The following is a 16,727-nucleotide window of genomic DNA, read 5'->3' as shown; positions in this document are numbered from 1 at the left end:
GGCACCCGACATCGAAGGACACAACATGGCAGCACCCCGAAAGCACCACCCGGTCGTCTTCGTGCACGGACTGTGGATTCACTCGGCCGCCTGGGGGCCGTGGCTGGAGCTCTTCGAGAGCTACGGCTATTCCGCCCTGGCGCCCGGGTGGCCCGGTGACGGCCCGACGGTGGCCGAGACCCGCCGCAATCCCGCTGCACTCAACGACGTCGGGATCGCCGAAATCGTCGAGCACTACGCCGGTCTCATCCGCTCCTCCGAGCCGAAGCCGATCGTTATCGGGCACTCCTTCGGGGGCCTGATCGCGCAGCTGCTGCTCGACACCGGCCTGGCCGCCGCCGCGGCCGCGATCGACCCGGCACCCATCAAGGGCGTCAAGGTGGTGCCGCTGGCACAGGTGCGCTCGGGGTTCCCGATCCTGGGCCACCCGGGTACCCGCCACAAGACCGTGGCGCTGACCCCCAAGCAGTTCCACTACGCGTTCGGAAACAAGTTGACACGGGAGGAATCCGACGCCCTGCACGCAGCGGTCAGCATCCCCGGCCCCGGGCGGCCGCTCTTCCAGGGCGCTGCCGCCAACTTCTCGAGCCACTCGCCGGCCAAGGTCGACATCGGCAACACCGACCGTGGCCCGCTGCTGTTGACCTCCGGCACCGACGACCACGTGGTCCCGCTGAAGGTCACCAAGGCGACCTATCGGCTCTACGCGAAGGGGCACTCGGACACCGAGTTGCACATTTTCAAGGGCCGCGGGCACTCGCTGACCATCGACAACGGCTGGAAAGAGGTGGCCGACGTCGTCCTGCAGTGGCTTGCGGCAAAAGGGTTGTGAGACTTAGAGGTATTCTGCGCGAATGCGGCTGAGTGCCGAAGAAGCCGAGGAGCAGCGCACCGTCAGCGACAGGCTGCTGCTGATCATGGACGCGGTCGCAGCCTCACCGGGTGAGGTCGGCCTGACCGAGTTGGCCAGGCTGACCGGTATCAAGAAGGCAACCGTTCATCGGCTGGCTTCCGATCTGCTGGCACACCGGATGCTGGAGCGCGGCGCCTACGGATACCGGTTGGGACTACACGTATTCGAACTCGGCCAGCAAGTTCCGGCCTCGCGCCGCCTGCGAACGAGCGCGAGACCCTTCATGTCCGACCTGGTCACCGCGACAGGCGAAACTGTGCATCTCGGCGTCCTCGAGGGAACCGGAGTCCTCTGCATCGAAAGGCTGACCGGCCGCGGCGCAACGCAGGCATCCCAGTCCATCGGATCCTGGTTGCCCGCTTACTGCACCGCACTGGGCAAAGTGATCCTGGCCTTCAGCCACGAGTCCACCGCGGCGCGTACACTCGCCGAACCGATGCCGCAGCGCACCGGTGCCACGATCACCGATCCGCGGCGCTTGGCGCGCGAGCTGGAAAAGATAAGGGATGCCGGGCTGGCTTACGACCGTCAAGAATGGACCGCCGGCATCGTATGCGTTGCCGCGCCGATCGTGGTCGAGAGCTACGTCGGCCGCGACGGCCACCGTGGGGTGGCCGGCCTGTCGGTGACCGGGCCGGCCGGCCGCATGCAGCCCGCCCGTGTGGCGTCGGCGGTGCGTACGGCAGCGCTGACCATCAGCCGTAGCCTCGGCTTTCCGCAACTGAGGTGAGCGGCCTAATCGATCGCGGCGATGAGCTGCTCGGCCGTCAGCGGCAGCGAGCGCACCCGCACGCCGAGCGCGTCGTACACCGCGTTGGCGATCGCGGCGGCCGTCGGGCCCTGGGCGCACTCGCCGATCCCTAACGGCGGATTCCCTTGTCCGGCAACCAATTCGACATCGACCGCCGGCACCTCGGAGAACCGCAGGACGGGATAGGTCTCCCAGGTGTCGCTGGTGACGTTGAACTCGTCGAACCGCACCCGCTCCTTGAGCGTCCAGCTGGTGGCCTGGATCGCGCCGCCCTCGATCTGGTTGGCCGCGCCGTCGGGGTTGATGATCAGCCCGGCATCGACCGCGATCACCAGCCGCCGCACCCGGACCTGCTCGACCGCCTCGACCTCGGCCACCACCGCGCAGTAGGCGGCCGAATTCTTGTACCGCGCATACCCGATGCCGCGACCGACGGCCTCCCGTGGCGCCCACGATTCCCAGGCGGCCCGCAAAGCCGCGGCCCGCAGCACCGCCCGCCCGCGCGGATCCGACAGGTGCGCCAACCGGAACTCGACGGGATCCCGGCCCGCGGCCACGGCCAACTCGTCCATGAACGACTCCGCGGCAAAGACATTGACGAAGGCGCCCAGCGAGCGCAGCGCCGAGGTGCGCAGCGGCATCTCGGTCAACAGGTGGTTGATCACCCGGTAGGACGCAAAGTCGTAGCCCGGCACCGAATTGCGGCCGGTGCCGCCGCCCCACTCGACCGGCGGCTCGCCGCCCGCGCGGATCGGCTCGCCACCGGCGCGCTCGCTCGCCGCCAGCAACGCCGACGTCGGCGTCGTCCCCGGGCGGCCCATGTAGCTGCCGCTCCAGATTTCGTGGCGCCAGTCCACCACGCCGCCGTCGTCGCCGCAGTCGGCGACGATCTCCACGACGGCGGCGGGACCGAAAGGCGCCCAGGCCAATTCGTCGGCGCGCGACCAGACCACGTGCACCGGACGCCCGGGCACCGCTTGGGCCAGCAGCGCGGCGTCCATGGCGGCGTCGTCGGCGCCGTTGTGCCCGTAGCACCCGGCCCCCTCGACGTGGCGCACCACCACCCGATCGGCCGAAAGGCCGAGCGCGGAAGCCAATTCGCGCCGCAGCACATGCACGCCCTGGCTGTGCGACCAGACCTCCAGTCGGCCGTCCGGGTGAGACAGCGCCGCCGCCGCCGACGGGCCGATCGACCCGTGCGCCAGGTACGGGCGGTGGTAGCGCGCCGAATGCGAATACGTCGAACTAACCTGCACCCCAGCCTCTTTCGACGCCAGGACCGATGTCTCGGCCGCCGCCGACACCAGGAACGACGGCAGGTCGTCCTCGTCGGGCAGCGTCGGCCGCCGATCCCAGGAGGCGTCGCCGCGCAGCCGCTCGGCCGCGCGCACCGCGACCTCCTCCCGTTCCGCGATCACCCCCAGGAACTCGCCGTCTCGCACCACGGTGAGCACGCCCGGCATCGCCTGGGTCGGGCCGGTGTCGACGTCACGCAGCGTCGCCCCGCGCGACGGCGGGCGAACAACCCGGCCGTACAGCTGGCCGTCCAGAACCAGGTCGTGCAGGTAGCGCGGCCGCCCGGTCAGCTTGTCGGGCAGGTCCAGCCGCGCGACGTCGGTGCCGACCACCGCGTACGTCGACTCCGGCTTGGGCGCCGCCGCGCCGGTGGCCGCCCGATCCAGCAGCGCGTCGTCGGCGAGCTCCCAGTAACTCGTCGCCACACCGTGCGGGCCGGTGATCTCGCCGTCGTCGACGTCCAGCTCGTCGGGTGGCACGGCCAGCTTGGCCGCCGCGGCCTCCACGTAAACCGCCCGCGCCTCGGCGCACGCCTGGCGCAGCGCCGCGCCCGACTGCTGGATCGAGCGGCTCCCGGCGGTAAAGCCCTCGTCGGGGCTGCGATCGGTCGCGGCGGCGGTCATCCGCACCCGGGCGATGTCGACGTCGAGTTCCTCGGCGGCGATCTGCGCCAGCGCCGTCAGCACGCCCTGGCCCAGCTCGACCTTGCCGGAGCGTACCTCCACGACGCCGTCCGGGCCGATCCGAACCCATTCGCCCAGAACGGGATTGGCCAACAGCGACTCCGGCAGGTCATTCATCCGTGGACCCCCGCAGCTCGGCCCCGGCGCTCAGCACCGCCGCCACCACCCGGTTATGCGAGCCGCAGCGACACAGGTTGGGGTCCAACGCCGCGCGCACCTCGGCCTCCGTCGGGTCGGGGTTGTCGGCCAGCAGCGCCGCGGCCGCGACCACGATGCCCGACATGCAATACCCGCACTGCGCCGCCTGCAGCGCGATCAGAGCGCGCGAAACCGGGTGCGGCTCGCCGTCGTCGCCGAGCCCCTCGACCGTGCGGATCGACCGGTCACCCACCGACCACAGCGGGGTGTCGCACGAGTAGATGGGACGGCCGTCGGCCAGGGCAAAACACGCGCCGCACAACCCCACCCCGCAACCGAACCGCGTCCCCTTCAAACCCAGGTGGTTGCGCAACACGTACAGCAGCGGTGTGTCGTCCTCGGCGTCGATCTCGTGGCGCCGCCCATTGACCGTCAGTCTTCGCATGGACTCCAGCATCCTCCGCCGGGGCGCTAGGGCAGGATCGTCAGGTATGGATCAGCTCTGGGCCAACCGGGCGGCCAGCTCCGAAGCGGCTGTCGCGCAACGCCACCTGAAGCGGTTGTGGGCGCTGCCGGCGACGCAGCTCGGGGTGGTGGCCTGGCCGGCGGCCCGCAAAGACCGGCTGTTCGGCACCTGGCATTACTGGTGGCAGGCGCACCTGCTTGACTGCCTCCTCGACGCGCAGTTGCGCGACCCGCAACCGCACCGGCGCACCATGATCGATCGACAGGTCCGCTCGCACCGGTTGCGCAACAACCTCCGCTGGACCAACAGCTATTACGACGACATGGCCTGGCTGGCGCTGGCGCTGGAACGCGCCGCCCGGATCGCCGGCGTCACGCGCCGCCGCGCGCTGCCGAAGCTGGCCGACCAGTTCGTCAGGGCCTGGGCGCCCGACGACGGCGGCGGCATCCCGTGGCGCAAGCAGGACAAGTTCTTCAACGCCCCCGCCAACGGCCCGGCCGGCATCTTCCTCGCCCGCTATGGCGACCACCTGCAGCGCGCCGACCAGATGAGCGACTGGATCGACCGCACGCTGATCGACCCCGAGACGCACCTGGTGTTCGACGGCATCAAGGCCGGTTCGCTGGTCCGCGCCCAGTACACCTACTGCCAGGGCGTGGTGTTGGGACTGGAGACGGAGCTCGCCGCGCGCACCGGCGCGGAGGCCCGCGCCCGCCATCAGGCGCGGGTGCATCGGCTGGTCGCGGCGGTCGGCGAGCACATGGCGCCCTCGGGCGTGCTGCGGGGCGCCGGCGGCGGCGACGGCGGCCTGTTCGCCGGCATCACCGCCCGCTACCTCGCGCTGGTCGCCACCACGCTGCCCGGCGACTCGGCCGACGACGCAATGGCCCGCGACGCCGCGCGCACCATCGTGCTGTCGTCGGCGAAATCGGCCTGGGACTACCGGCAAACCGTGGACGGGCTGCCGCTGTTCGGCCCGTTCTGGGACCGCGAGGCCGAGCTGCCGCCCGAACGGACCGAGGCCGGCCAGGACGCGGAGTTCGTCGCGGGCGCGGTCTACTCTTCGGAGATCGCCGAGCGCGATCTGTCGGTTCAGCTATCGGGCTGGATGCTGATGGAGGCCGCAGGTAACGTCACCGCCGTGAGCGCGACATGAGCAACCTCAATGGCGACTGGATCCCGGACGAGGCAACGCTTGCCGAGGCCAACCTGACGCGCTTCATGGCCTGGCTCGCCGAAACCGGGCGCGGCGAGTACGGCGACTACCCCGAGCTCCTGCGCAAGTCCGTCGACGACATCGACTGGTTCTGGGACGCCGTCTGGAATTTCTTCGACATCCAGGCGGACAGCCCCCCGAGCGCCGTGCTGGGCAACCGGTCCATGCCGGGCGCCGAGTGGTTTCCCGGCGCCACGATCAACTACGCCACCGAGGTGTTCCGGCACGCCACCGACGCACGTCCCGCCATGATCGTCGTCGGCGAGGACGGCTCGACCGAGTGGCCGTGGGCGCGCCTGCAGCGGGAGACGGCGGCGTTCGCCGCCTACCTGCGCAACCTTGGTGTCCAGCCCGGCGACGCCGTCGTCGGCTACCTGCCCAACGTCCCCGAGGCCGTCGTCGCCGCCCTGGCCGCCGCAAGCGTCGGCGCGATCTGGGCGGTGTGCAACCAGGATGTGGCCGTCGACGGCGTGATCGCCCGGCTGGGCCAGGTCGAGCCCGCCGTGCTGGTGGCCACCGACGGGTCGGTGTACGGCGGCAAGCGCATCGACCGGCGCGCCGAGCTGGCCACCATCCGCGCCGCGATGCCGACGCTGCGGGCCACCGTGGTGGTGCCGCGCCTCGGGCTGCCGATCGACGACGACGCCGTGGCGTGGGCCAAAGCCGTCGAAGCGGACGCCCCGCTGGACATCACGCCGGTCCCGTTCGCCCACCCGCTGTGGGTGATGTTCTCGTCGGGAACGACGGGCAAGCCGAAGGGCATCGTGCACGGCCACGGCGGCGTGGTGCTCGAACACCTGAAATACCTGACCCTGCAACTGGATCTGCACCCGGACGACCGCTTCCTGTGGTACTCGTCGACCAGCTGGATGATGTGGAACTTCCTGGTGTCCGGGCTGCTGGTCGACACGACGATCGTGCTCTACGACGGCAGCCCGACGCATCCCGGCACCGACGGGCTCTGGAAGGTCGCCGCCGACGCCGGCGTCACATTCCTCGGCGCGGGCGCGGGCTACCTATTGGCTTGCGCCAAGCAGGAATTGCGGCCGGGTGAGGCGCATCCGCTGGACGCCGTGCGCGCGGTGGGATCCACTGGTTCCCCGTTGCCCGCGTCCGGATTTCGCTGGGTGCAGGAGGGGCTCGGCCGGCCCGTCCCGGTGGTCTCGATGAGCGGCGGCACCGACGTCTGTACGGCCTTCATCGGCGGTTGCCCGATCGTGCCGGTCAAGGCCGGCGAGCTGTCGTCGCTGTGCCTGGGCGCGGCCATCGAAGCGTGGAATGGCCAGGGAAACCCCGTCATCGGGGAAGAGGGCGAGCTGGTGGTGACCAAGCCGATGCCCTCGATGCCGGTGTTCTTCTGGAACGACCAGGACGGCAGCCGGTACCGCGCCGCCTACTTCGACAAGTACCCGGGCATGTGGTGCCACGGCGACTGGATCACCATCAGCGAACGGGGATCCGTTGTGGTGCATGGCCGTTCGGACGCCACCCTGAACCGGATGGGCGTGCGGATGGGCAGCGCCGAGATCTACACGGCGGTCGAGCGCATGCCCGAGGTGCACGACTGCCTGGTGGTCGGCGTCGAGCAGGACGACGGCGGCTATTGGATGCCGTTGTTCGTTGCCCTGGCCGACGGCGTCGAGCTCGACGAGGGGCTGCGCTCGCGGATCGTCGCGGAGATCCGTCAGCACGCCTCGCCGCGCCACGTGCCCGACGTCATCCTGGACGTGCCGGGCATTCCGCGAACGCTGACCGGCAAGCGGCTGGAGATCCCGATCAAGCGGATCCTGCTCGGGACCGCGCCGGACCAGGCCGTGCAGCAGAGCTCGATCGACAGGCCCGAACTGCTAGAGGCTTTCGTTGCGTACCGCAGAAGTCGGGTGTCCTGAGTCGTCGTCCGTCGCGGCAGTCCCGCGCCGCCGGCCCCGGTAGCCGCGCCAGGCGGCGATAAACGCGGGGATCAGCGACACGAACAGGATGCCCAGGATGATCTTTTCCAGGTTCTGGTGCACGAACGGCACGGTGCCCAGGAAGTAGCCCGCCAACGTCACGCCGCCGCCCCACGCGATGCCGCCGACGATGTCGAACCCGAGGTACACCGGGTAGCGCATGTACGACACCCCGGCGACCACCGGGACGAACGTGCGCACGAACGGCGCGAAGCGGGCGAGGATGACCGCCCAGGGCCCGTACTTCTCGAAGAACGCGTGCGACTCCGTCACGTAGTGCTTCTTGAAGAACCGGGAATCTTCCTTCCTGAACAGCGCCGGCCCGATCCGGCGCCCGATGAAGTACCCGCACTGGTCGCCCAGTATCGCGACCAGCGCGACGGACGGCGCCAGCACCCAGATGCTCGTCGGCGGGTTCGGGTGCGCCGTCAGCAGCCCGCCGGTGAACAACAGCGATTCGCCCGGCAGCAGCGGAAACAGCAAGCCGGTCTCGATGAAGACGATGACCAGGATCCCGGGCAGCACCGCTTTCCCGAAGACGCCGCCCGAGCCCAGCCAGTACATCGGGTCGAGGATGTTCGGCAGGGCCGTCACCACGGTGCTCACGATGCTTCAACATACCGGGCTTGCGATACTGGACGGACCCAGCCGCCAGGAGGAGCCCATGCCCATCGCCACGCCCGAGGTGTACGCCGAGATGCTCGGACGCGCCAAGGAGAACGAGTACGCCTTCCCGGCCATCAACTGCACCTCGTCGGAGACCGTCAACGCCGCGCTCAAGGGCTTCGCGGACGCCGGCAGCGACGGCATCATCCAGTTCTCAACGGGCGGTGCGGAGTTCGCCTCCGGCCTGGGCGTCAAGGACATGGTGGCCGGCGCCGTCGCGCTGGCCGAATTCACCCGCAGCATCGCGGCCAGATACCCGATCAACGTCGCGCTGCACACCGACCACTGCCCCAAGGACAAGCTGGACAGCTACGTGCGGCCGCTGCTGGCGATCTCGGCCCAACGTGTGAGTGCCGGCGGCGATCCTTTGTTCCAGTCGCACATGTGGGACGGGTCGGCGGTGCCGGTCGAGGAAAACCTCGCCATCGCGCAGGAACTGCTCAAGGAGGCCGCGGCCGCCAAGATCATCCTCGAGGTGGAGATCGGGGTGGTGGGCGGCGAGGAGGACGGCGTCGCCCACGAGATCAACGACAAGCTCTACTCCACCCCGGAGGATTTCGAGCGGACCGTCGACGCGCTGGGCCACGGCGAGCACGGCAAGTACCTACTGGCCGCGACGTTCGGCAACGTGCACGGCGTCTACAAGCCCGGCAACGTCAAGCTGCGCCCCGACGTGCTGGCGCTGGGCCAGCAGGTCGCGGCGGCGAAGCTGGGCCTGCCCGCCGACGCCAAGCCGTTCGACTTCGTGTTCCACGGCGGTTCGGGTTCGCTGAAGTCGGAGATCGAGGAGGCGCTGCGCTACGGCGTGGTGAAGATGAACGTCGACACCGACACCCAGTACGCGTTCACCCGCCCGATCGCGGGCCACATGTTCGTCAACTACGACGGCGTGCTCAAGGTGGACGGCGAGGTGGGCGTCAAGAAGGCCTACGACCCGCGCAGCTACCTCAAGAAGGCCGAGGCCGGCATGAGCGAGCGGGTCGTGGAGGCCTGCAACGACCTGCACTGTGCCGGGAAGTCGCTGAGCTCAAGCTAGCCGAACAGACGCAAAAGCCCCCATTCTGAGGGCTTTTGCGTCTGCTCGCGCAACCGAAATTAGCCGCTGGGGGACTGGCAGATCTTCCACTGATCGTCGCGGTACTGCAGGTCGAGGCTGCGCGTCGAACGCAGCGACGGGTCGTACGCCATGAACGTGGTGATGTTCGCCTCGGCGTGCTGGCCGTTGACGACGACCTGGTCGATGCTGGCGATCACCGGGTACTGCTTGGCCGCCGAGACCCGCTGATAGGTCTCCTGCCACGCGTGCTCGTCGTAATCCACGTATCCGTCGCGGACGGTCCCGCACGTGACGGTGCGCAACGCGGTCAGGTCGCCCCGCTGCACCGCGACGTCGTACTGCTGGATCGTGTGCCGAACCTGGTCTTCCTCAGACACTTTCGAGTGTTTGCCGCGGGTCAGCAGCACGGTGCCGAGGATCGCGATCGCCGCCAGCGCCAGCACGACCACCACCAGCGCCAGCACCCAGCCCCAGTTGAACTGCCGGGTGGTCCGCAGCTTTGCCCCCAGCCGCGGCGGAATCGCTTGTGGCACAGCGGCTTTCGAGGGAACGCCGAGCTGCGTCGTCGCGGCCTCCCCGGGCGGCGGCGCCGCGATGACCTCGGTGGCAGGCTCCGCGGACGACGTCGCGATGACCTGGGTCTCCTTCGCGTCGAAGCCGGGGGCCGTGAAACGACGCTCCCGCTGCTGGCCTTCGGCGGCCTCGGCGGCGGTGTCCTGATCGCCCTTGTTGATCACCACGGTCTCGGTCTCGGGGTCGACGGGCACCAGCGGCTGGTCCTCGGCTGCCCCTTCGGGTTCGGGTGGATTGGGCATAGAGGGAGCTTAGCGACCCGCCGCGGGGGAACGGCAAAATAGACGCCATGACGTCGATGGGAGATCTCCTCGGACCCGATCCGATTCTGCTGCCTGGCGATAGCGACGCCGAGGCGGAGCTGCTGGCCAACGAGAACCCGACCGCGGTCGCCGCCGCGCACCCGTCGGCGTCGGTCGCCTGGGCCGCGCTCGCGGAGGAGGCCCTCGCGGAGGACAAGGCCGTCACCGCCTACGCGTACGCGCGCACCGGCTACCACCGCGGCCTGGACCAGCTGCGGCGAAACGGCTGGAAGGGCTTCGGCCCGGTGCCGTACGCGCACGAGCCCAACCGCGGCTTCCTGCGGTGCGTGGCGGCGCTGGCCAAGGCCGCCGACGCCATCGGCGAGACCGACGAGAACCTGCGCTGCCTGGATCTGCTCGACGACTGCGACCCCGCGGCGCGCCAGGCTTTGGGTCTGTAGCGGGCCTCTAAAAGCCTTCCTCGCAGTCGGCGCGCCGGTCCGGCGGCTCGATCTGCACGGTGGCGTGATCCAGCCCCCGCGCGGACAGCACCGCGCGCGCGTCCGCCAGCACCCGGGCCGAGTCGCCGTGGCTGGTGAGGTGCGCGGTGCACATGTCCTTGCCGGGCGACAGCGTCCACACGTGTAGGTCGTGCACCTCGGTGACGCCGTCAACCGCACCGAGCGCGCCGCGCAGCTCCTCGACGTCGATGTGGGCCGGCGAGGCCTCGGACAGGATCCGCAGCGCGTCGCGGGCCAGCGAGATGGCCCGGGGCGCCACCCACAGCGCGACCAGCACCGCGACCACGACGTCGGCGTACGGCCAGCGCGTCGTCACGGTGACGATGCCGGCGATCAGCACGCCCAGGCTGCCGACGCTGTCGGCGACCACCTCCATGTAGGCGCCCTTGACGGCGAGGCTGCTCTCCGAGTGCGACCGCAGCAGCAGGGCGACCACGAGGTTGGCCAGGAGGCCGAGCAGGGCGACCACGATCATCGGCACGCCCGGAATCGACGGGGTTTCCTTCAGCCGCTGGACCGCCTCCCACAGGATGAACAGGGCCACCCCGATCAGCAGCCCGGCGTTGGCGACGGCGGTGAACACCTCGGCGCGATGCCAGCCGTAGGTGCGCGCGGGTGACGAGCTGCCGCGCTTGGCCAGCATGACGGCGGCCAGTCCCATGAACACCGCGACGACGTCGGTGAGCATATGCCCGGCGTCGGCCAGCAGCGCGATCGAGTTGATCAGCAGCGAGGTCGTGAGCTCCACGACGAAGAACACCGCGAGGATCGCCGCGGCGGCGATCATGCGGGGGATCATCCGCGACGAGTCGCTCTCGGCGGGGGTGTGGTTGTGGCCGGCGCCCATAGCCAGCAATATATGCGTAATCGCGCATATATTGCAAGGGTTATATCCAGGCGCTCCAGAATCGGGTCAGCGAGTTGCCCGCGGCGACCAGCCAGTGCGGGATGCCGGAGAAATCGAACAGCCAGAGCACCACCCCGAAGAACCACTGGCTGCCCGCCAACAGCAGAAACAGCAGGATGAAAAAGCCCCACTGCTTGGCCGGGGCCAGCGCTCGCTGCGTCTCGGGGCTGAGGTGCGGCTCGAGGGCGTCGTACCCGTCCAGGCCCGGGACCGGCAGCAGGTTCAGCAACACCGCGGTGAGCTGGAGGAAGCCCAGGAAGGCCACGCCCGCCCACAGCACCGCGTGGTGCGGGTCGAAAAAGAACCGCGTCGCCACCAGCAGCAGCACCGCCAGCACCAGGTTGACCGCCGGCCCCGCCAGGCTCACCATGGTCCGGCGGGCCGGGGTCATGAACCACGTCCGCACGTACACCGCCGCGCCGGGCAGGCCGATCCCGCCCAGCGCGACGACCACTATCGGCAGCAGCAGCGAGAGCGCGGGGTGGCTGTAGCGCCGCGGGTCCAGGGTCAGATACCCGCGCACCGCGACGTCGTGGTCGCCGAATCGCCAGGCCGTCACCGCGTGCCCGAATTCGTGCAGGCACAGCGAGACCAGCCAGCCGGCGATCACGAAGACGAACACCCCGGCGTAGGACAGCGGCCGCACGCTGGACCCGGCCAGCCAGGCCAGCACGCCGCCGGCCGCCGTCAACGCGACCAGGGCAAGGAAGAGCGGGCTGGGCCGCACCGATTCGTGTTGCCGGGCGGGAAAGCTCACCGCTTGAAATTACCGGACCAGCAGCCACCCTTCGACGTTGCGGTAGAACGTCGATCGACGCGCCGCCCGCGGCGCCGCGACCCCGTCGCGCACGACGATGACGCCGGTGCTGCCCAGCTGCGCGGCGCGGCCGGACACCCAGCGGCCCCTGCGTACCGCGGCCCGCAGGCCGGGCATGGCCAGCGTCGGCTCGATCCGCGCACCGGCGACGTCGCCGTCGAACACCGTGGTGTCGTCGACGACGGCCTCGCCGTGCACCAGCCGCGCGCCGTCGGCCGGCAGCCAGTGCCCGCGGCCGACGATCACCGAGCCGGTCTCGTCGCGGATCAGGGTCACCCGCCGGGCGGAGCCGCGCCGGGCGCGCCGCACCGCACGCCGTCCGGCCGGGATTCGGTAGGCCCGGGTGGCCGGGGTGCGCCTGGGCGGCACGTAGGCCACCTCGACGTCGAGCCGCTCGGCACGCAGCAACCGGGTCAGCACCGCGGCCAGGTCGGCGTCGGCGCCGACGACCACCAGCCGCCGGTATTGCTCGATCGCGGCGTCGAGATCCGCCGAGTGGACCGGCAGCCGGGTCAGCGCCCGCGGCACCCGCCGCCCGCCGAACACCAACACCCCCACGCTATTCATGCGACCCTCGCAACCTCCTGGGATAGGGTGGGTCACCGGCTGGACCACAATAAGCAGGCTCGAACACGTGGGATTAGGCGGGAGCAAGGCATGCCGGCAATCGTCCTCATCGGCGCCCAATGGGGCGACGAGGGCAAAGGTAAGGCCACCGACCTGCTCGGCGGGCGCGTCCAGTGGGTGGTTCGCTATCAGGGTGGCAACAACGCCGGGCACACCGTCGTCCTGCCCACCGGTGAACACTTTGCTCTGCACCTGATCCCGTCGGGGGTGCTCACCCCGGGGGTCACCAATGTCATCGGCAACGGCGTGGTGGTGGATCCCGGTGTGCTGCTCGACGAGCTGCAGGGCCTCGAGGACCGCGGCGTCGACACCTCCAGGCTGCTGATCTCGGCCGACGCCCACCTGCTGCTGCCCTACCACGTCGCGATCGACAAGGTCACCGAGCGCTACATGGGCAACAAGAAGATCGGCACCACCGGCCGCGGCATCGGCCCGTGCTACCAGGACAAGATCGCCCGCCAGGGCATCCGGGTCGCCGACGTGCTCGACCCCGATCAGCTGACCCACAAGGTCGAGGCCGCCCTCGAGCTCAAGAACCAGATCCTGGTCAAGATCTACAACCGCAAGGCGCTCGACCCGCACCAGGTGGTGGACGCCCTGCTGCAGCAGGCCGAGGGGTTCCGGCACCGGATCGCCGACACCCGGCGGCTGCTCAACACCGCGCTCGAGGGCGGCGAAACGGTGCTGCTGGAGGGCTCCCAGGGCACCCTGCTCGACGTCGACCACGGCACCTACCCCTACGTCACGTCGTCGAATCCGACTGCGGGGGGCGCGGCCGTCGGCTCCGGGATCGGGCCGACCCGGATCACCGCCGTGCTCGGCATCCTCAAGGCCTACACCACCCGCGTCGGCTCCGGCCCGTTCCCCACCGAGCTGTTCGACGAGAACGGCGAATACCTGTCTAAGACGGGCGGCGAATTCGGCGTCACCACGGGGCGGCGCCGGCGCTGCGGCTGGTTCGACGCCGTGATCGCCCGCTACGCCACCCGCGTCAACGGCATCACGGACTTCTTCCTGACCAAGCTCGACGTGCTGTCCAGCCTGGAGACGGTGCCGGTCTGCGTCGGCTACCGGATCGACGGGGCGAGCATCAACGACATGCCGATGACCCAGAGCGACCTCGCCCGCGCCGAACCGATCTACGAGGAGCTGCCCGGCTGGTGGGAGGACATCTCGGACGCGCGGGAGTTCGACGACCTGCCGGCCAAGGCGCGTGATTACGTGTTGCGGCTGGAAGAGCTTGCGGGAGCACATGTTTCGTGCATCGGCGTCGGCCCCGGGCGCGAGCAGACCATCGTGCGCCGCGACGTCCTGGCGGCCCGCCCGTGACGGAGCCCGACCCCAAAGCGCTCGATCCGGAGTACGAACACCACGGCGGTTTCCCCGAATACGGCCCGGCCAGCCCCGGCCCCGGATTCGGCCGGTTCGTCGCGGCCATGCGCCAACTCCAGGACCTCGCGGTGTCCGCCGACCCCGGTGACGACGTCTGGGATGACGCCGCCGACCGCGCCGCCGCGCTGGTGGAGGTGCTGGGCACCTTCGCGGCTGAGGAGGGCAAGGCGCCGGCCGGGCGGACGCCCGACCTGCCCGGCATGGGCAGCCTGCTGCTGCCGCCCTGGACGTTGACCCGGTACGCCCCCGACGGCGTCGAGATGACCGGGTACTTCAGCCGATTTCACGTCGGCGGCAACCACGCCGTGCACGGCGGCGTGCTGCCGCTGCTGTTCGACCACATGTTCGGGATGATCTCGCACGCCGCCGGGCGTCCGATCAGCCGCACCGCCTTCCTGCACGTCGACTACCGCAAGGTCACGCCGATCGACACCCCGTTGCTGGTGCGCGGACGCGTCACCAGCACCGAGGGCCGCAAGGCGTTCGTCGCGGCGGAACTGGTCGACGGCGACGACGCCGTGCTAGCCGAGGCCAACGGCCTGATGGTGCGGCTGCTTCCGGGCCAGCCCTAGCCCGGTGACGATGCGGCGCGGCACGCGCCGCTGAGGAGGCGGGCAGTCAGCCCTAGGGTTCCGCGAACCGACCTATCCTTGAGCGGTGACTGACGGCTTGACCCAAGGACAGGACGACAAGACGACCGCGCTCGCCGTGTCGCCGCCCGCAGCCCCCCAACCGCCCGAAGACCGTAGGCCGACGGTGCTGCTGCTCGGTTCCGGCGAGCTGAGCCGGGAGCTGGCGGTCGCGCTGCGCCACCTGGGCGCGCGGGTGGTCGCGGCGGACGGGCAACCAAATGCGCCCGCACACGGCGTGGCCGACCAGTCGCTGACGCTCCCGCTCACCGACGGCAGCGAGCTCTCCAGGGCGATCCAACAACTCCACCCGGACTTCGTGGTGACCGCGACCGACGCCGTCGCCGCCCAAGCTCTCGAGGCCCTGCCCGCGGAGCGCACCCAACTGGTCCCCAACGCCCGCACCGTCCGGCTCACCTCCGACCGCGAGGCACTGCGCCGGATGGCCGCCGACGAGCTGGGGCTGCCCACCGCGCCGTTCTGGTTTGCCGGCTCGGTCGGCGAACTGCAGGCCGTGGCCGCCCACGCCGGCTACCCGCTGCTGGTGAAGCCGGTGTCGGGGCGGGGACACTCGGTGGTCTCCGGGCCCGACGACATCGAACCGGCCTGGCAGCGCGCTGGGAGTCCGGCGGGGCGGGTGCTGGCCGAGACCGTGGTCGAGGTCGACTTCGACGTCACCCTGCTCGTGGTGCGCAGCGAGGGCCCGAACGGTCCGCTGATCGAGTTCTGCTCGCCCATCGGCCACCGCGATGTCGACGGCGCCGTACTGGAATCCTGGCAGCCACAGCAGATGAACGAGGCCGCCGTGGACGCGGCCAAGTCGATCGCCGCGCGCATCGTCAAGGCGCTCGGCGGGCGCGGCCTCTTCGGCGTCGAGTTGATGATCAAGGGCGACGAGGTGTACTTCGCCGACGTCAGCGCGCGCCCGCACCCAAGCGTCTGGGTGACCCTGCGCAGCCAGCGGCTTTCGGCGTTCGAACTGCAGGCCCGGACCATTCTGGGACTGCCGGTGGACACCATGATGATGTCGCCGGCCGCCGCCCACGCGATCAATCCCGGCCCCGACGGCGGGCCGTCGGCCACCGACGCGCTGACCCGCGCGCTGCGGGTGCCGGAAAGCGATCTGCGCATCTTCCCGCGAGGCGCCGGGTCTGCCGGACGGGGCGTGGCGCTGGCCACGGCACCGGAGGTGGCGGCGGCCCGCGACCGTGCCCGGCAGGCCGCGAACGCCCTGAATATCTAAGAGATGAGTTAGGCGGGAGTGCGCCTGCGGCAGGGTGTTTCGTCAGAATTGCGCCTCGCTTGGTTCGCGCTGGAGGGTCGGGCCGGGATCGCTTACGCTTTGGCCACAGTCTTAGGTCTATCCGGTTTACCGATGTGCCGACCCGGGCGGAGGGATGGCTATGTCGTATGTGGTGGCAGTCCCGGAATTCCTGGCGTCGGCGGCGTCGGATCTGTCTCGCATTGGTACGGCGGTGACCGCGGCGAATGCGGCGGCGGCGGCCCCCACGACCGGGGTGCTGGCCGCCGGCGCAGATGAGGTGTCGGCGGCGGTGGCGTCGCTGTTTTCCGGGCACGCCAACGACTTTCAAGGGAGCAGCGCTCAAGCGGCGGCGTTTCATGCCCAGTTCGTGCAGGCCTTGAGCGGGGCGAAGGGGGCGTATGCGGCCGCCGAGGCGGCTAGCGCGTCGCAGTTGCAAATGCTCTGGCAAGACGTGCGGGGGGCAATCAATGCGCCCACCGACGCGCTGTTCGGGCGCCCGCTGATCGGCAACGGCGCCAACGGCACCACCGACGCGGACGGGGTGGGGACGCCCGGCGGGGCGGGCGGGATTTTGATCGGACGCGGCGGCAATGGTGGGGATAGCATCGCCGCCGGAGTGC

The 16,727-nt window shown here is 70.2% G+C and carries 17 protein-coding genes; 10 read left to right on the top strand and 7 right to left on the bottom strand.

The window, feature by feature from the left end; all coding sequences use genetic code 11:
• Nucleotides 1-25 precede the first annotated feature (25 nt).
• Both A5706_RS24890 and A5706_RS24885 read left to right on the top strand, forming a co-directional pair.
• Nucleotides 26-832 (top strand): alpha/beta hydrolase, encoded by an 807-nt coding sequence (locus tag A5706_RS24890; protein WP_068137023.1) that lies wholly within the window; start codon nucleotides 26-28, stop codon nucleotides 830-832.
• A 22-nt stretch (nucleotides 833-854) separates the two neighbouring features.
• Nucleotides 855-1,643 (top strand): IclR family transcriptional regulator, encoded by a 789-nt coding sequence (locus A5706_RS24885; RefSeq protein ID WP_082964602.1) that lies wholly within the window; start codon nucleotides 855-857, stop codon nucleotides 1,641-1,643.
• 5 nt (nucleotides 1,644-1,648) lie between these two features.
• On the opposite strand, the gene A5706_RS24880 is transcribed toward A5706_RS24885, so the two are convergent.
• Nucleotides 1,649-3,760 carry a molybdopterin cofactor-binding domain-containing protein gene (locus A5706_RS24880; RefSeq protein WP_068136803.1) on the bottom strand — a complete coding sequence of 704 codons (2,112 nt, stop codon included), beginning with the start codon at nucleotides 3,758-3,760 and terminating at the stop codon, nucleotides 1,649-1,651.
• Nucleotides 3,753-4,226 (bottom strand): (2Fe-2S)-binding protein, encoded by a 474-nt coding sequence (locus tag A5706_RS24875; protein ID WP_068137018.1) that lies wholly within the window; start codon nucleotides 4,224-4,226, stop codon nucleotides 3,753-3,755. The genes A5706_RS24880 and A5706_RS24875 overlap by 8 nt, the downstream gene beginning before the upstream one ends.
• Before the next feature lie 46 nt (nucleotides 4,227-4,272).
• Between A5706_RS24875 and A5706_RS24870 the strand changes: the two genes are divergently transcribed.
• Both A5706_RS24870 and A5706_RS24865 read left to right on the top strand, forming a co-directional pair.
• Nucleotides 4,273-5,403 (top strand): glycoside hydrolase family 76 protein, encoded by a 1,131-nt coding sequence (locus tag A5706_RS24870; protein ID WP_068136800.1) that lies wholly within the window; start codon nucleotides 4,273-4,275, stop codon nucleotides 5,401-5,403.
• On the top strand, nucleotides 5,400-7,352 hold the full coding sequence (locus A5706_RS24865) for an acetoacetate--CoA ligase (protein WP_068136798.1): 1,953 nt from the start codon (nucleotides 5,400-5,402) through the stop codon (nucleotides 7,350-7,352). The genes A5706_RS24870 and A5706_RS24865 overlap by 4 nt, the downstream gene beginning before the upstream one ends.
• Here the strand turns inward: A5706_RS24865 and A5706_RS24860 are convergent.
• A complete protein-coding gene (locus tag A5706_RS24860) occupies nucleotides 7,311-8,018 on the bottom strand; it encodes a DedA family protein (RefSeq protein ID WP_068136795.1) in 708 nt (235 codons plus the stop codon). The two genes, A5706_RS24865 and A5706_RS24860, sit on opposite strands and share 42 nt — an antisense overlap.
• Nucleotides 8,019-8,076: 58 nt before the next feature.
• Between A5706_RS24860 and fbaA the strand changes: the two genes are divergently transcribed.
• Nucleotides 8,077-9,114: a class II fructose-bisphosphate aldolase gene (gene fbaA, locus A5706_RS24855; protein ID WP_068137014.1), complete on the top strand. Its 1,038-nt coding sequence runs from the start codon at nucleotides 8,077-8,079 to the stop codon at nucleotides 9,112-9,114.
• A gap of 59 nt (nucleotides 9,115-9,173) precedes the next feature.
• Here the strand turns inward: fbaA and A5706_RS24850 are convergent, their stop codons facing one another.
• On the bottom strand, nucleotides 9,174-9,950 hold the full coding sequence (locus A5706_RS24850; RefSeq protein ID WP_068136790.1) for a hypothetical protein: 777 nt from the start codon (nucleotides 9,948-9,950) through the stop codon (nucleotides 9,174-9,176).
• 47 nt (nucleotides 9,951-9,997) lie between these two features.
• On the opposite strand from A5706_RS24850, the gene A5706_RS24845 reads away from it, so the two are divergent.
• Complete coding sequence (locus A5706_RS24845) at nucleotides 9,998-10,411, top strand: DUF3151 domain-containing protein (RefSeq protein WP_068136787.1); 414 nt, start codon at nucleotides 9,998-10,000, stop codon at nucleotides 10,409-10,411.
• Between the two features lie 7 nt (nucleotides 10,412-10,418).
• On the opposite strand, the gene A5706_RS24840 is transcribed toward A5706_RS24845, so the two are convergent.
• Genes A5706_RS24840 through A5706_RS24830 form a run of 3 tightly spaced genes read right to left on the bottom strand, consistent with a single transcriptional unit; the run spans nucleotide 10,419 to nucleotide 12,762 of the window.
• Nucleotides 10,419-11,318 carry a cation diffusion facilitator family transporter gene (locus A5706_RS24840; RefSeq protein WP_068136784.1) on the bottom strand — a complete coding sequence of 300 codons (900 nt, stop codon included), beginning with the start codon at nucleotides 11,316-11,318 and terminating at the stop codon, nucleotides 10,419-10,421.
• A gap of 40 nt (nucleotides 11,319-11,358) precedes the next feature.
• Nucleotides 11,359-12,135: a site-2 protease family protein gene (locus tag A5706_RS24835; protein ID WP_068136783.1), complete on the bottom strand. Its 777-nt coding sequence runs from the start codon at nucleotides 12,133-12,135 to the stop codon at nucleotides 11,359-11,361.
• Nucleotides 12,136-12,144: 9 nt separating this feature from the next.
• On the bottom strand, nucleotides 12,145-12,762 hold the full coding sequence (locus A5706_RS24830; protein ID WP_068136780.1) for a peptidase M50: 618 nt from the start codon (nucleotides 12,760-12,762) through the stop codon (nucleotides 12,145-12,147).
• A 90-nt stretch (nucleotides 12,763-12,852) separates the two neighbouring features.
• Between A5706_RS24830 and A5706_RS24825 the strand changes: the two genes are divergently transcribed.
• From A5706_RS24825 to A5706_RS24810, 4 genes are all read left to right on the top strand, one after another.
• Nucleotides 12,853-14,151, top strand: a complete 1,299-nt coding sequence (locus A5706_RS24825) for an adenylosuccinate synthase (protein WP_068136777.1) — start codon at nucleotides 12,853-12,855, stop codon at nucleotides 14,149-14,151.
• Entirely contained in the window at nucleotides 14,148-14,786 is a 639-nt protein-coding gene (locus A5706_RS24820) for a PaaI family thioesterase (RefSeq protein WP_068136774.1), read from the top strand. The genes A5706_RS24825 and A5706_RS24820 overlap by 4 nt, the downstream gene beginning before the upstream one ends.
• Before the next feature lie 85 nt (nucleotides 14,787-14,871).
• Nucleotides 14,872-16,086: a formate-dependent phosphoribosylglycinamide formyltransferase gene (gene purT, locus A5706_RS24815; RefSeq protein WP_068136771.1), complete on the top strand. Its 1,215-nt coding sequence runs from the start codon at nucleotides 14,872-14,874 to the stop codon at nucleotides 16,084-16,086.
• A gap of 160 nt (nucleotides 16,087-16,246) precedes the next feature.
• Nucleotides 16,247-16,727: PE family protein (locus A5706_RS24810; RefSeq protein ID WP_156767317.1), on the top strand; the 481-nt coding region annotated here is incomplete at its 3' end.

Origin of the sequence: Mycobacterium sp. E796 (assembly GCF_001672815.1) — a bacterium.
Lineage (GTDB): Bacteria > Actinomycetota > Actinomycetes > Mycobacteriales > Mycobacteriaceae > Mycobacterium.
The sequence above is the reverse complement of the archived record's forward strand: the minus strand, read 5'-3'. Positions and strand labels throughout refer to the sequence as shown.

Bases quoted from the DNA above. Each gene is read 5' to 3' on its own strand.
- A5706_RS24890 (WP_068137023.1), top strand. From the start codon at position 26: ATGGCAGCACCCCGAAAGCACCACCCGGTCGTCTTCGTGCACGGACTG.
- A5706_RS24885 (WP_082964602.1), top strand. From the start codon at position 855: ATGCGGCTGAGTGCCGAAGAAGCCGAGGAGCAGCGCACCGTCAGCGAC.
- A5706_RS24880 (WP_068136803.1), bottom strand. From the start codon at position 3,760: ATGAATGACCTGCCGGAGTCGCTGTTGGCCAATCCCGTTCTGGGCGAA.
- A5706_RS24875 (WP_068137018.1), bottom strand. From the start codon at position 4,226: ATGCGAAGACTGACGGTCAATGGGCGGCGCCACGAGATCGACGCCGAG.
- A5706_RS24870 (WP_068136800.1), top strand. From the start codon at position 4,273: ATGGATCAGCTCTGGGCCAACCGGGCGGCCAGCTCCGAAGCGGCTGTC.
- A5706_RS24865 (WP_068136798.1), top strand. From the start codon at position 5,400: ATGAGCAACCTCAATGGCGACTGGATCCCGGACGAGGCAACGCTTGCC.
- fbaA (WP_068137014.1), top strand. From the start codon at position 8,077: ATGCCCATCGCCACGCCCGAGGTGTACGCCGAGATGCTCGGACGCGCC.
- A5706_RS24850 (WP_068136790.1), bottom strand. From the start codon at position 9,950: ATGCCCAATCCACCCGAACCCGAAGGGGCAGCCGAGGACCAGCCGCTG.
- A5706_RS24845 (WP_068136787.1), top strand. From the start codon at position 9,998: ATGACGTCGATGGGAGATCTCCTCGGACCCGATCCGATTCTGCTGCCT.
- A5706_RS24840 (WP_068136784.1), bottom strand. From the start codon at position 11,318: ATGGGCGCCGGCCACAACCACACCCCCGCCGAGAGCGACTCGTCGCGG.
- A5706_RS24830 (WP_068136780.1), bottom strand. From the start codon at position 12,762: ATGAATAGCGTGGGGGTGTTGGTGTTCGGCGGGCGGCGGGTGCCGCGG.
- A5706_RS24825 (WP_068136777.1), top strand. From the start codon at position 12,853: ATGCCGGCAATCGTCCTCATCGGCGCCCAATGGGGCGACGAGGGCAAA.